Genomic DNA, 14131 nt, shown 5'->3' on the forward strand with positions numbered 1-14131 from the left:
GGCTAAGCGTCTACACTCACTGCATCCTGGCAATGAAGGTGCTTTATGTCCGCTTCTCAGCTTTCACTTTCTCAGGCCCGGCAGCTTCACCTCGCCGCCCAGGGACTGCTGCGTCCACCTACCCGCAAAGCCCGTTACGAAGAGCTGCTTAGTGCCATACGTCAGATGTCACTGTTACAGATAGATACTATCCATGTCGTTGCCCGCAGCCCTTATCTGGTTCTGTTTAGCCGGCTGGGCGAGTATCCCGAAGCCTGGCTGGGCAAGGCGCTTTCCTCCGGCAGTGTCTTTGAATACTGGGCCCATGAAGCCTGTTTTATTCCTGTCGAAGACTATCCTTTGCTGCGTCATCGGATGCTGAATCCCCACCGTCTTGGCTGGAAATATAACAGTGAGTGGGTGGAGAACTGGCAGGAGGAAATCAGCGAACTGTTGGCACACATTGAACAAAACGGGCCGGTGAAATCAGCAGACTTCGTCGCACCACAAGGGCAAAAACCGGGATGGTGGGCCTGGAAGCCGCACAAGCGTCATCTGGAAAATCTTTTCTCAGCCGGCGAACTGATGGTCACTGAGCGTCGTAATTTCCAGCGGGTCTACGATCTCCGTCAGAGGGTGATGCCTGAATGGGACGACGCAGTGCATGCGCTGGATGAACCTGCGGCAGTCAGGCAGATGTTAAGCAACAGCGCAAAGAGTCTCGGCTTATTCCGGGATGCCTGGCTTGCAGATTATTACCGGCTGAAACGGGCACCGATCCGGCAAGTCATCGGTGAGTTGCTGGAGAACCAGGAGGTTGTCTCGGTAGATGTTGAATCCCTGGGGCAATGCTATCTGCACGCTTCGCTGCTGCCCTTGCTGGAAGTCGGGCCAAAGGCGACTCATACTGCGCTGCTCTCTCCTTTTGATCCTGTGGTATGGGATCGTAAACGGGCGCTGGCGCTGTTTAACTTCGACTACCGGCTTGAGTGCTACACCCCGGAAGCGAAGCGGCAATATGGCTATTTCGTCCTGCCAATACTGCACCGGGGTGAACTGAAAGGGCGGCTTGACAGTAAAATGTTGCGTAAAGAGAAAGTGTTTCTGGTTAAGCAACTCTGGTTTGAGTCGGGGGTACGTATCAGTCAGGGGATGATTAACGATCTGCGTCTGGCCATTTCCCGGTTTGCCCGCTGGCAGGGCGCTGATGCCGTCGTACTGGATAAAATGCCGGAACCGCTGGCGACTGCCTGGCAAAAAGGGTGGACACTTTAACATCTTGCAGGAGTAACCGCTCTTTCCCCAGCTATGATATTCTAAGGATCTGTCTGTTCGGGTCCACCAGGGAGAAACCATGGATCACCGTTTATTAGAAATCGTTGCCTGTCCGGTTTGTCACGGCAAACTGTATTACAACAAAGACCAGCAGGAGCTTATCTGTAAGCCTGATGGGTTAGCCTATCCTGTGCGCGACGGTATCCCGGTCCTGCTGGAGACGGAAGCCCGCTCGCTGACCATGGAAGAGATCCATCCATGAGTTTTGTCGCTATCATCCCTGCGCGTTTTGCTTCAACGCGGCTGCCAGGCAAACCCCTGGTAGATATTCTGGGTAAGCCTATGGTTGTGCACGTAATGGAGCGGGCGCTGGAATCCGGTGCCGATCGCGTGATTGTGGCAACCGATAACGATGATGTGGCACGTGCAGTTGAGGCCGCAGGCGGCGAAGTGTGCATGACCCGGCCCGATCACCAGTCGGGAACGGAACGTCTGGCCGAAGTGATTGAACGTTATCAGTTCCCGGATGACACGATCATTGTGAACGTGCAGGGTGATGAACCTATGATCCCCCCGGTCATAATCCGTCAGGTAGCTGAGAATCTGGCTACCAGCGAAGCGGGTATGGCGACGCTGGCTGTGCCGATTGAATCCGCAGAAGAGGCGTTCAATCCCAATGCGGTGAAAGTGGTGATGGATGCGAAAGGGTATGCACTCTATTTCTCCCGCGCTACCATTCCCTGGGATCGTGAGCGTTTCACCGCTTCACGTGAAACAATCGGCGATCACTTCCTGCGTCATATCGGAATTTATGGCTACCGGGCGGGCTTTATCCGCCGTTATGTCAGCTGGGAGCCGAGCCCGCTGGAGCAGATCGAACTGCTGGAGCAATTGCGGGTGCTGTGGTACGGCGAGAAGATCCACGTTGCCGTCGCGAAAGCGATCCCCAGCGTCGGCGTCGATACGCCAGAGGATTTAGCGCGCGTGCGCGAAGCCATGCAGTAATGCTGTTGGGGCCATCACCGGCCCCCTCTCCACTTTTTTAAAGGAGGAGGAGATGGAACAACTCCGTACTGAACTTTCCCAGGTGCTGGGTGAAACCCTGAGCCGTCTCGAATGCATCAGCGTCCAGCCCTGGTCCAGCCTTTATTCGCTTTATGACCAGCAGGGGCATTCACTGCCGCTGGTGGCAAAATATTTCAATGTAAAGGGCGTCGCAGCCCAGGAAGCTTACAAGCTTTCAATGCTGGCGCGTGACAGCACGCTTCGTTTACCCACGGTCTATGGTCTGATTGTCAGCCAGCAACAACCCCTGCACGAAGTGTTGCTGATTGAGCGTATGGGTGGCGTCTCTGTAGAAGCTCCAACCCGCACGCCAGCACGCTGGTTACAGTTGCAGGACCAGATTGTTGAAGCTTTACTGGCCTGGCATCGTATCGACAGCCACGGACTGGTAGGCCGCGTTGACAGTACTCAGGAAAATAACTGGGTCGCCTGGTATGCGCAAAGGGTCGAGGTTCTCTGGTCAACGCTGGGATTTATGCGGCCTGAAGCATTGTCGATGGATCATCGTCGGGTGCTTTACCGCAGTCGGGAGAATCTTGGTAATCTGCTGGCGGATTTCAACGATCCCTGCGTGCTGGTGCACGGCAATCTCTCCCTGAATACTATTCTGAAAGAAGCCTGGAGCGATCGGTTACTGTCGATGATAAACCCCGGCATGATGCTCTGGGCACCGCGTGAATATGAACTTTTCAGGCTGAATGAAGCGGGTATGGCGCAATCGTTGCTGTTCCACTACCTGAAGCAGGCACCTGTAGCGGAAGGATTTGTTGCCCGACGCTGGCTCTATACCCTCTGGGATGAAACCGATCGTCTGCTGCATAATGGTCAGTTTAATCCCCAGCGCTTCCAGCATGCCGCAGACTCACTGCTCCCCTGGCTCAGTTGACGCCGTCTCGCCTGAGGTCACTTTCTGCCAGGCTCTGCCCAACCACTCGTAAATCGCCCGATCGCTGTGACCCAGCCAGAGAGGGGACGGAATGACACGCTCCCAGATATTCAGCGGTGAAGCGATCGCCAGTTGATTGGCCGGAGCGGGTAAAGGGTGCAGACCCTGCTGCTGGAAAAAGATCATCGCTCGTGGCAAATGAGAAGCGGAAGTGACCAGCAGGAAAGGCTGACTCACTACAATTTTTGCCACTTCAGCCGCTTCCTGTCGCGTATCTCTGGGCTTATCAAGCGTGATGATCTCGTTCAGCGGCACGCCCAAAGATTGCGCTACTCTGGACGTCACCTCTGCAGAGCTGACGGGATTGTTTTGTGCCGCCGCACCGGTGAAGATCATCTTTGAACCGGGGTTTTCCCGCCACAGGCGGATCCCTTCCACCAGCCTCGGCAAGCTGTTACCGATCATATTCGATCCCGGTGCCCACTCCGGGTTCCAGGTGTATCCCCCGCCGAGCACCACCACATATGCCACCTTCTGCTGACCTTGCCAGGTTGGATAACGATTTTCCGTGGGTGCCAGCAGGCCATCTGCCACAGGCTGCAGGCTGAGCAGCGCCAGCGAAAGGCAGGCCACAGAGAGGAGGATTTTGCCTGTTTTCTGCCAACGGCTGAGCCAGAGCAACAAAAGGGCGATTGCCATAACAATAATCAGCAAAGGCAGGGGAAGTAACAGCCCGCCAATGAATTTTTTTAATGCAAAAAGCATGAAAACAGACTCCTTTTGTCCGAAAAAACACCACCCGAGAGCCTTGTGATCACTGAAAGGTTCATTCTGGGTCAGTGTATGTCAAAATAGCCCCCAGTTTCACCCTCTCACCAGCCGGGAACCGCCATGCAGGATCGCAACTTTGATGATATAGCCGAAAAGTTTTCACAAAATATCTACGGTACCACCAAAGGGCGTATCCGCCAGGCCATCGTCTGGCAGGAGCTGGATGAAATTCTGGCCAGTCTGCCGCAAAGGCCGTTGCAGGTTCTGGATGCAGGCGGAGGAGAAGGGCAAACCGGTTGCGGTATGGCCGCGCTGGGCCACCAGGTTTTACTTTGCGATTTATCCGAAGAAATGTTGCAGCGCGCCCGGGCAAACGCCGAAGAGAAAGGTGTGAGCGGGAACATGCAATTCAGACAAATTAGCGCCCAACAAGTCGGCCAACATTTGGATAAGCCAGCCGATCTGGTATTGTTCCACGCTGTGCTTGAATGGGTAGCCGACCCCGAGGCCATTCTGGCAGCATTATATGATGCTCTGGCGCCAGGCGGCGTGTTGTCGCTGATGTTTTATAACGTCAATGGCCTGATGATGCAGACGCTGGTGCTGGGGAACTTCGGCTATATGCAGGCTGGTCTGCGTAAGCGCAAACGCAAAACGTTGTCGCCTGACTATCCGCGGGAACCTCAGGAAGTTTATCGCTGGCTGGAGGAAGCAGGATTTACCGTTGAGAACAAAACCGGTATCCGCGTTTTCCATGATTACATGCGCGATAAGCTCAAGCAGACTGAACGATTTGACGAAGTTCTGGCGCTGGAAAAACGCTTTTGCCGCCAGGAACCTTTTTTAAGTTTGGGCCGTTATATCCACGTGACAGCGCGGAAACCCATAAACAGGACGAACCATGAGTGAATTTTCCCAGACCGTACCGGAACTGGTCGCCTGGGCGCGAAAAAATGACTTTTCCGTCACCCTGCCTACCGAACGCCTGACGTTTTTGCTGGCCGTTGCCACGCTGAACGGAGAACGCATGGATGGCGAGATGAGCGAAGGTGAACTGACCGACGCATTTCGTCACGTCAGTGAAGGGTTTGAGCAAACCAGTGAAACCGTGAATGTCAGGGCTAACAATGCCATCAACGATATGGTACGCCAGCGCCTGCTTAACCGCTTTGTCAGTGAACAGGCGGAGGGCAACGCGATCTACCGTCTTACGCCACTCGCCATCGGAATTACCGACTACTACATACGTCAGCGGGAGTTCTCCACGCTCAGGCTCTCAATGCAGCTGTCGATCGTTGCCGGTGAGTTGAAACGCGCTGCCGATGCGGCTGATGAAGATGGTGATGAGTTCCACTGGCACCGTAATGTCTTTGCGCCGTTGAAGTACTCGGTAGCGGAAATTTTTGACAGCATCGACATCACCCAGCGCATCATGGATGAGCAGCAGCAGGCGGTAAAAGATGATATCGCGCAGTTGCTGAACAAAGACTGGCGTGCCGCTATCTCCAGCTGTGAAATGCTGCTGAACGAAACGTCCGGCACGCTGCGCGAGTTGCAGGATACGCTGGAAGCGGCAGGCGATAAACTTCAGGCCAACCTGCTGCGGATTCAGGATGCCACACTGAGCAGTCCTGACCTGGGCTTTATCGATAAGCTGGTGTTTGACCTGCAAAACAAGCTCGACCGCATTATCAGCTGGGGTCAGCAGGCGATCGATCTGTGGATCGGCTATGACCGGCATGTGCATAAATTTATCCGTACCGCGATTGATATGGATAAAAACCGCGTCTTCGCTCAACGTCTTCGCCATTCAGTTCAGACTTACTTTGACCATCCCTGGGCCTTAACTTACGCCAATGCGGATCGCCTCTACGACGTTCGTGACGAAGAATTAATCCTGCGTAACGAAGAGGTCACGGGCGAGCTGCCTTCCGAGCTGGAATTTGAAGAGTTCAACGAGATCCGCGAACAGCTGGCGGCGATGATTGAAGAAGCGCTGGCCATCTATAAAGCGCAACAAAAACCGCTGAATCTGGGCGCAGTGATGCGTGATTACCTGGTGCAGTATCCCCGGGCGCGTCATTTTGACGTGGCGCGCATTGTCGTGGATCAGGCCGTACGCTTAGGCGTGGCCGAAGCAGATTTCTCCGGCCTGCCAGCTGAATGGCAGGTCATTAATGATTACGGAGCCAAGGTGCAGGCGCATGTCATCGATAAATATTGAACAAGTGATGCCAGTTAAAATGGCTCAGGCGCTGGCCAATTCGATTTTCCCGGCGCTGGACAGCCAGCTACGTGCGGGTCGCCACATTGGTATTGAAGAGTTAGACCAGCACGCTTTCCTGATGGATTATCAGGAGTATCTGGAAGAGTTTTATGCGCGCTACAACGTTGAGTTAATCCGCGCGCCCGAGGGCTTTTTCTATCTGCGCCCTCGCTCCACCACGCTGATCCCAAGGTCGGTGCTTTCCGAGCTGGATATGATGGTCGGTAAAATTCTTTGCTATCTCTATCTCAGCCCTGAGCGTCTGGCCAATGAAGGCATTTTTACCCAGCAGGAACTTTATGATGAGCTGGTGACGCTGGCCGATGAGGGCAAACTGCTGAAGCTGGTTAACCAGCGCTCTACAGGATCCGATCTCGACCGGCAAAAGCTGCAGGAAAAAATGCGTGCCTCCCTGAACCGCCTGCGCCGTCTGGGCATGGTGTGGTTTATGGGGAATGACAACAGCAAGTTCCGCATCATTGAATCGGTGTTTCGCTTTGGTGCTGACGTGCGGAGTGGTGACGATGCCCGTGAAGCGCAGTTGAGAATGATCAGGGATGGCGAGGCGATGTCGATTGATGATGGCCTGGCGCTGAATGATGAAAGCGAAGAAGACAACGAGGCGCAGAGCGCCGGGTCTGAAAACGCGGAGAATGACGAATGATTGAACGCGGAAAATTTAGATCGCTGACGCTGATTAACTGGAACGGCTTCTTTGCCCGAACCTTTGATCTCGATGAGCTGGTCACCACTCTGTCAGGCGGTAACGGGGCGGGTAAATCCACCACCATGGCGGCATTTATTACCGCACTGATCCCCGATCTGACGCTGCTGCACTTCCGTAACACCACTGAAGCGGGTGCCACCTCGGGTTCACGCGATAAAGGCCTGCACGGTAAGCTGCGTCCGGGCGTCTGTTATGCCGCGCTGGATGTGGTGAACTCTGTTAATCAGCGCGTGATTGTGGGCGTGCGTCTTCAGCAGGTCGCAGGCCGCGATCGCAAAGTGGACATCAAGCCGTTCAGCATCCACGGCCTGCCCATGTCGATCAACCCGACAGAAGTGTTGACCGAGACCGTGAATGCCCGTCAGGCACGCGTATTGCCGCTTAGCGAACTCAAAGAGAAGTTCGAAGCGATGGAGAGCGTGCAGTTTAAGCAGTTCAACTCCATCACTGAATACCACTCGCTGATGTTTGATCTGGGGATTGTGGCGCGTCGTCTCCGCTCAGCTTCCGATCGCAGCAAATATTATCGTCTGATTGAAGCCTCGCTGTATGGCGGGATTTCCAGCGCCATCACCCGCTCGCTGCGCGATTACCTGCTGCCTGAAAACAGCGGCGTGCGCAAAGCATTCCAGGATATGGAAGCGGCTCTGCGCGAAAACCGCATGACGCTGGAAGCCATTCGCGTTACCCAGTCCGATCGCGATCTCTTTAAGCATCTGATCTCTGAAGCGACCAGCTATGTGGCGGCGGACTATATGCGTCATGCCAATGAGCGACGCATCCACCTCGACAACGCGTTGCTGCACCGCAATGAGCTTTCTGGCAGCCGTAAGCAGCTCGGCGCCGAACAGTATCGTCATGTCGAAATGGCCCGTGAACTGGCCGAACATAACGGTGCCGAGAGCGATCTTGAAACCGATTACCAGAGCGCCAGCGACCACCTGAGCCTGGTGCAGACGGCGATGCGTCAGCAGGAAAAAATTGAGCGCTATGAAGGCGACATCGATGAGCTGACCTACCGTCTGGAAGAGCAGAGTGAAGTGGTTGCCGAAGCACGCGAAGTGCAGGAAGAGAACGAAGCGCGCAGCGAAGCCGCCGAACTGGAAGTGGATGAGCTGAAAAGTCAGCTGGCTGACTACCAGCAGGCGCTGGATGTGCAGCAAACCCGCGCCATCCAGTATCAGCAGGCGTTGCAGGCCTTGCAGCGTGCGCAGCAGGTTTGCCAGATCGCAGACCTGAGCGTGGACAATGCCGAAACCTGGCAGGAAACGTTCCGGGCGAAGGAGCAGGAAGCCACGGATAAATTACTGCAGCTTGAACAGAAGATGAGCGTGGCTCAGGCCGCACACAGTCAGTTTGAGCAGGCTTTTGAACTGGTTACCCGCATTGGCGGACCGGTCAGCCGTTCAGAGGCGTATCAGCGTGGCCGGGAACTGCTTCGCGATGCCAGCAACCAGCGTTATCACGCGGAGCAGGTCCAGTCTTTACGTTCCCGTCTGTCAGAGATGGAACAGCGCCTGCGTGAACAGCAGGACGCGGAACGCCTGCTCGCCGAGTTTTGTAAGCGTCATGGTCAGCAGTTTGAACCCCAGGATCTGGAAGCTTACCAGTACGAGCTTGAAGCCCGCATCGAACAGCTTTCTGAAAGCGTGTCGGAAGCCGGTGAACGGCGCATGGAAATGCGTCAGGAGCTGGAGCAGGTTCGCGATCGCATTGCCCGTCTGACTAAGCAGGCACCTCACTGGCACGCGGCGCAGGAGATCCTGACCCAGCTCAGCGAGCAGACCGGCCAGGCGTTTGACAACAGCCAGCAGGTTACGGAGTTCATGCAGCAGTTGCTGGAACGTGAACGCGAAACCACCGTAGAACGTGACGAAGTCTCCACCCGCAAGCGCGAAGCTGAAGCCCAGATTGAGCGTCTGAGCCAGCCAGGCGGCGCAGAAGATGCCCGCCTGAATCATCTGGCAGAACGCTTTGGCGGGGTGCTGCTCTCAGAAATTTATGATGATGTGACCCTCGAAGATGCGCCTTACTTCTCGGCGCTGTACGGTCCTGCGCGTCACGGTATTGTGGTGCCGGACCTCTCGCTGGTTAAGGATCTGCTGGATGGCCTTGAAGACTGTCCAGAAGATCTCTACCTGATCGAAGGGGATCCTCAATCCTTTGATGACAGCGTCTTCAACGTAGACGAGTTGCAGAAAGCGGTTGTGGTCAAGTCGGGCGATCGTCAGTGGCGCTACTCGCGCTTCCCGAAAGTGCCATTATTTGGCCGGGCAGCGCGCGAAAGCCAGTTAGAGCGCCTGCATGCCGAGCGTGAAACGCTGGCTGAGCGTTATGCCACCTTGTCCTTTGACGTGCAGAAAACCCAGCGTCTGCATCAGTCTTTCAGCCGCTTTATCGGTAGCCATCTGGCCGTGGCCTTTGAAGCCGATCCGGAAGCTGAACTTCGCGTGCTCAACAACCGCCGTAGCGAGCTTGAGCGCGCTCAGACTGCTCATGAATCGGAAAATCAGCAGCAGCGTCAGCAATTTGACCAGGCGAAAGAGGGCGTGGCGCAGCTGAACCGTCTGATGCCTCGCGTCAGCCTGTTACAGGATGAGACCCTGCAGGATCGCTATGACGAACTGCTGGAGCGGCTGGACGAAGCGCAGGAAGCCGCCCGCTTCCTGCAGCAGCATGAAAAACAGCTGGCTAAGCTGGAACCTCTGATCGCCGTATTGCAGAGCGATCCGGAGCAGCACGAACAGCTGAAGCTGGATTATCAGCAGGCGCAGCAGATGCAACGCGATGCCCGCCAGCAGGCATTTGCCCTGACTGAAGTGGTCCAGCGTCGCGCCCACTTTGGCTATGTTGACTCTGCGGGTATGCTGGACGGTAACAGCGATCTCAATGAGAAATTACGTAAGCGTCTGGAGCAGGCTGAATCTGAACGCGCCCGCGCCCGTGAGCGTCTGCGCAGTCATCAGGCGCAGTTTACGCAGTATTCGCAGGTGCTGGCCTCATTGAAAAGCTCTTACGATGCCAAGCGCGATATGCTGAAAGAACTTCAGCAGGAGATGCAGGATATTGGCGTACAGGCTGATGCCAGCTCGGAAGAGCGCGCGCGCCTGCGTCGCGATGAACTCTACGCTGCTTTAAGCAACAACCGTGCCCGTCGTAACCAGCTTGAAAAACAGATTACTTTCTGCGAAGCAGAGATGGACGCGCTGCAGAAAAAACTCAGGCGTGTGGAGCGTGATTATCACCAGGGCCGTGAACAGGTTGTGCATGCCAAGGCCGGCTGGGTTGCCGTTCTGCGTCTGGTGAAAGACAACGGCGTGGAACGTCGTCTGCACCGTCGCGAACTGGCCTATCTGGGTGGCGACGAATTGCGCTCAATGTCGGATAAGGCTTTAGGTGCGCTGCGTCTGGCGGTGGCTGATAATGAACATCTGCGTGATGTTCTGCGTCTCTCTGAGGATCCAAAACGGCCAGAACGCAAAATCCAGTTCTTTATTGCCGTCTATCAGCATCTGCGTGAACGTATCCGTCAGGACATTATCAGGACGGACGATCCGGTAGAAGCGATTGAGCAGATGGAAATTGAGCTGGGTCGCCTGACAGAAGAGCTGACCGCCCGCGAGCAGATGCTGGCTATCAGTTCGCGCAGCGTAGCGAATATTATCCGTAAGACGATTCAGCGCGAACAGAACCGTATCCGCCAGCTGAACCAGGGCCTGCAAAGCGTCAGCTTTGGCCAGGTAAAGAGCGTGCGTCTGAACGTGAACGTGCGTGAAGCACACTCCACGCTGCTGGATGTGTTGTCTGAGCAGCATGAACAGCATCAGGATCTGTTTAACAGTAACCGCCTGACCTTCTCAGAAGCGCTGGCTAAGCTCTATCAGCGTCTGAATCCGCAGATCGACATGGGTCAGCGCACGCCGCAGACCATCGGGGAAGAGCTGCTCGACTACCGTAACTATCTGGAAATGGAAGTTGAAGTTAACCGTGGATCGGATGGCTGGCTGCGTGCAGAGAGTGGTGCGCTGTCAACGGGGGAAGCGATCGGTACCGGGATGTCGATCCTGGTGATGGTGGTGCAGAGCTGGGAAGAGGAATCTCGTCGCCTGCGTGGCAAAGATATCTCGCCTTGCCGCCTGCTGTTCCTGGATGAAGCAGCCCGACTGGATGCCAAATCCATCGCCACCCTGTTTGAGCTGTGCGATCGTCTTGAGATGCAGCTGATCATTGCGGCCCCGGAAAACATCAGTCCTGAGAAAGGCACCACTTATAAGCTGGTCCGTAAAGTGGTCAATAATATTGAACACGTGCATGTGGTAGGGCTGCGTGGTTTTGCTGCTGAACCTGCGGCAGCAAACTCTGTCACGCCGGAGGACCAACAGGCCTCTTCCTGAGAAAAATACCGCCGCCGGATATAGTAAAAATCCAGGCGTAGGATTACTCTACATAACGGCATTTGCTCTATTTACGGCAAATGCCGTTTTCTTTTTCTATACTGATAACAACAAGTAATAAACAGGTGACTTGCATCTGTTTTGGCAATTGAACAGGGGGCAAGGGATGTTGCTGACAAAAATGAATGCTGCAAAATTTACGCTGTCCGCTATCTGTCTGGCGATAGCCCTGGGACAGATGCAACCCGCTTCTGCGGGGATCCCACCTGTTTCTGCGCCCGTAACCTCCAGCTATACAGCTTCTCAGGCTCAGGGCCAGCTTATGGCTGCGTTGCCTGCTGGCTACAAACCTTTTTATCTTACCTCGCTGGCTTCGCTCTATGCAGCGCATGACATGCAGCCGATGTGGCAGGATCGCCAGGCCGTACACCAGTTTCAGCAGCAGCTTGCTGAAGTGGCCATATCCGGTGTGCAGCCGCAGTTTAACCAATGGGTCAGGCTGTTAACCGATCCGGCAATAACCGGGCTGGCTCGTGATGTGGTCCTGTCTGATGCGATGCTGGGCTATCTGCAGTTTGTCTCTACCGTGCCAGCTAAAGGTGAGACCTGGCTTTACAGCAATGTGCCTTACAAGCTGGAAGTGCCGGCATTATCGGTGATCAATCAGTGGCAACGAGCGGTAGAACAGGGCGGAACAACTGTTTTTGTCACTTCTCTAACCCCGCAGCATCCGCAGTATGTCCCTATGCATCAGGCACTGAAAACGCTGCTTGCAGACAGCCATCCCTGGCCTCAGCTTGCCGCTAAACAGACCCTGAAACCGGGCCAGCTCAGCGATGATGTGCCGGCGCTGCGGGAGATTCTGCAGCGTACCGGGATGATGAGTGCTGAAAACGAGGCGCCTAAGCCAACAGAAGATGCCGTAACGACAACGGCCGTTCCCTCAGGTTTCGTAGATGAAGAGATTGCAGTTAGCCCCTCAGCAACCTCAGTGCCTCAGGCTCCGGTCAGTCCTTCCGCTACGCCCGCTCCTGAAGAACAGCAGGCCGGTTCGCCTGAAGCTTCCGGGATTTTACAAAGTGAAGCCGTGCCCGCTGACCCGACGCATATTTATTCTGCTGAGCTGGTGGAAGCGGTGAAACGTTTTCAGCGCTGGCAGGGCCTGGAACCCGATGGCGCTATTGGCCCCCGGACTCGTGAATGGCTGAATGTCTCGCCGCAGTTAAGGGCATCACTTCTGGCTTTAAATATCCAGCGATTACGCCTGCTGCCGGATGATATGCACAACGGGATTATGGTGAACATCCCCAATTACTCACTGATTTACTATCTTAATGGCAGCCAGATCCTCACGTCGCGGGTGATCGTTGGCCGCCCGGATCGTAAAACCCCGCTGATGCGCAGTGCGTTAAACAATGTGGTGCTTAACCCGCCATGGAATGTGCCTACCACGCTGGTGCGTAAGGACATCGTTCCAAAAGTGAAGCAGGATCCGGCTTATCTCTACAAGCATAATTACACGCTGCTTTCCGGCTGGAGTAATGATGCGGAAGTGATAGATCCAACGATGATTGACTGGAGCATGGTCTCTGCGGCTTCATTCCCTTATCGCATCCGTCAGGCTCCGGGGGCGACCAACTCGCTGGGCCGTTATAAATTCAATATGCCGAGCTCGGATGCAATCTATCTTCACGATACGCCGAACCACAATCTGTTCCAGAAAGATATTCGGGCACTGAGTTCGGGGTGCGTACGCGTCAATAAGGCTTCCGATCTCGCCAACCTGCTGTTACAGGATGCAGGATGGAATGATACCCGTATTTCCAGCACGCTTAAGGAAGGGGATACGCGCTATGTACCAATTCGTCATCGTATTCCGGTCAATCTTTACTATCTGACAGCATGGGTTGCTGACGATGGGAAGGCACAATATCGTACAGATATTTACAATTATGATATGACCGCGCGCTCCGGAGTACAGAGCATGGCTGCGGCTGGTCAATTAATGCTCTAACGGTTGATTCTTCTGATATTCCTCTCTGACCCCACTGCGGTCACTCCTGACAGGTGCTGAATTCACCTTATGAATTGCAGCGCCTGTCACATTTCGCGAGTTGACTCAGCACTTCCTGCCAGTTAAGGTTCCCGACGGTGACCGTTTTGCACCATTTCTGAACAATTTTGCTGGATAACACTGATTAATGAATAGTTTCGACTCTCATCGCCGTAAGTGGCTGACTTTAGGGGGCGCTGCACTGGGTTTTGCGCTGCTGCCAAAGCAGGCTGTTGCTTCGCTTTCCACTTCACGACCTCGCATACTGACACTGAATAACCTGCATACTGGTGAAACGCTCAAAACGGAGTTTTTCAACGGTAAAAGTTACGACAAGGATGAGTTGTCGCGTCTGGATCATTTTTTCCGTGATTTTCGGGCCAATAAAATCAAAAGCATCGATCCTAAGCTTTTTGATCAGCTTTACCGCCTGCAGGCGATGCTGGGAACGACCAAACCGGTGCAGTTAATTTCCGGTTACCGCTCTCTGGCCACCAATAATTCATTGCGCGAGCACAGCAGGGGCGTGGCAAAACACAGCTACCACACGCTGGGTCAGGCAATGGATTTTCATATTGAAGGGATTTCATTGAGCAATGTTCGCAAAGCCGCGCTTTCCATGCGCACGGGTGGTGTAGGATACTATCCCAGCAGTAACTTTGTGCATATTGATACCGGGCCGGCACGGCACTGGTAAGATGAAATTCCGGCAGGG

General features: G+C 54.7%; 11 protein-coding genes. 10 read left to right on the forward strand and 1 reads right to left on the reverse strand.

All coding sequences use genetic code 11. The features are described from left to right. The first annotated feature begins 45 nt into the window (after positions 1–45). From VRC33_RS08000 to VRC33_RS08015, 4 genes are all read left to right on the forward strand, one after another. Positions 46–1254: a winged helix-turn-helix domain-containing protein gene (locus tag VRC33_RS08000; protein WP_338562607.1), complete on the forward strand. Its 1209-nt coding sequence runs from the start codon at positions 46–48 to the stop codon at positions 1252–1254. A 79-nt stretch (positions 1255–1333) separates the two neighbouring features. Next, complete coding sequence (locus VRC33_RS08005) at positions 1334–1516, forward strand: Trm112 family protein (RefSeq protein WP_338562609.1); 183 nt, start codon at positions 1334–1336, stop codon at positions 1514–1516. Next, positions 1513–2259, forward strand: a complete 747-nt coding sequence (gene kdsB / locus VRC33_RS08010; RefSeq protein ID WP_338562611.1) for a 3-deoxy-manno-octulosonate cytidylyltransferase — start codon at positions 1513–1515, stop codon at positions 2257–2259. Before VRC33_RS08005 ends, kdsB begins: the two co-directional genes overlap by 4 nt. A gap of 52 nt (positions 2260–2311) precedes the next feature. Next, entirely contained in the window at positions 2312–3205 is an 894-nt protein-coding gene (locus tag VRC33_RS08015) for a YcbJ family phosphotransferase (RefSeq protein WP_338562613.1), read from the forward strand. On the opposite strand, the gene elyC is transcribed toward VRC33_RS08015, so the two are convergent. Next, positions 3182–3970 (reverse strand): envelope biogenesis factor ElyC, encoded by a 789-nt coding sequence (gene elyC / locus VRC33_RS08020; protein ID WP_338562615.1) that lies wholly within the window; start codon positions 3968–3970, stop codon positions 3182–3184. The two genes, VRC33_RS08015 and elyC, sit on opposite strands and share 24 nt — an antisense overlap. A gap of 126 nt (positions 3971–4096) precedes the next feature. Between elyC and cmoM the strand changes: the two genes are divergently transcribed. The 6 genes from cmoM (at position 4097) to VRC33_RS08050 (ending at position 14113) form a co-directional block, all read left to right on the forward strand. Further along, on the forward strand, positions 4097–4885 hold the full coding sequence (cmoM, locus tag VRC33_RS08025; protein WP_338562617.1) for a tRNA uridine 5-oxyacetic acid(34) methyltransferase CmoM: 789 nt from the start codon (positions 4097–4099) through the stop codon (positions 4883–4885). After that, a complete protein-coding gene (gene mukF, locus VRC33_RS08030; RefSeq protein ID WP_338562619.1) occupies positions 4878–6200 on the forward strand; it encodes a chromosome partition protein MukF in 1323 nt (440 codons plus the stop codon). Before cmoM ends, mukF begins: the two co-directional genes overlap by 8 nt. Further along, the gene (mukE, locus tag VRC33_RS08035; RefSeq protein WP_338562621.1) at positions 6181–6906 is read left to right on the forward strand and encodes a chromosome partition protein MukE; all 726 of its coding nucleotides are present in this window, start codon (positions 6181–6183) and stop codon (positions 6904–6906) included. The genes mukF and mukE overlap by 20 nt, the downstream gene beginning before the upstream one ends. Next, positions 6903–11363, forward strand: a complete 4461-nt coding sequence (gene mukB, locus VRC33_RS08040; protein WP_338562623.1) for a chromosome partition protein MukB — start codon at positions 6903–6905, stop codon at positions 11361–11363. The genes mukE and mukB overlap by 4 nt, the downstream gene beginning before the upstream one ends. A gap of 238 nt (positions 11364–11601) precedes the next feature. Further along, positions 11602–13377, forward strand: a complete 1776-nt coding sequence (gene ldtD / locus VRC33_RS08045; RefSeq protein ID WP_338564159.1) for a L,D-transpeptidase — start codon at positions 11602–11604, stop codon at positions 13375–13377. A 187-nt stretch (positions 13378–13564) separates the two neighbouring features. Further along, positions 13565–14113, forward strand: a complete 549-nt coding sequence (locus tag VRC33_RS08050) for a YcbK family protein (RefSeq protein ID WP_338562626.1) — start codon at positions 13565–13567, stop codon at positions 14111–14113. The last annotated feature ends 18 nt before the right edge of the window (positions 14114–14131 follow it).

The sequence above is a fragment of the Erwinia sp. E_sp_B01_1 genome (assembly GCF_036865545.1).
GTDB lineage: Bacteria > Pseudomonadota > Gammaproteobacteria > Enterobacterales > Enterobacteriaceae > Erwinia.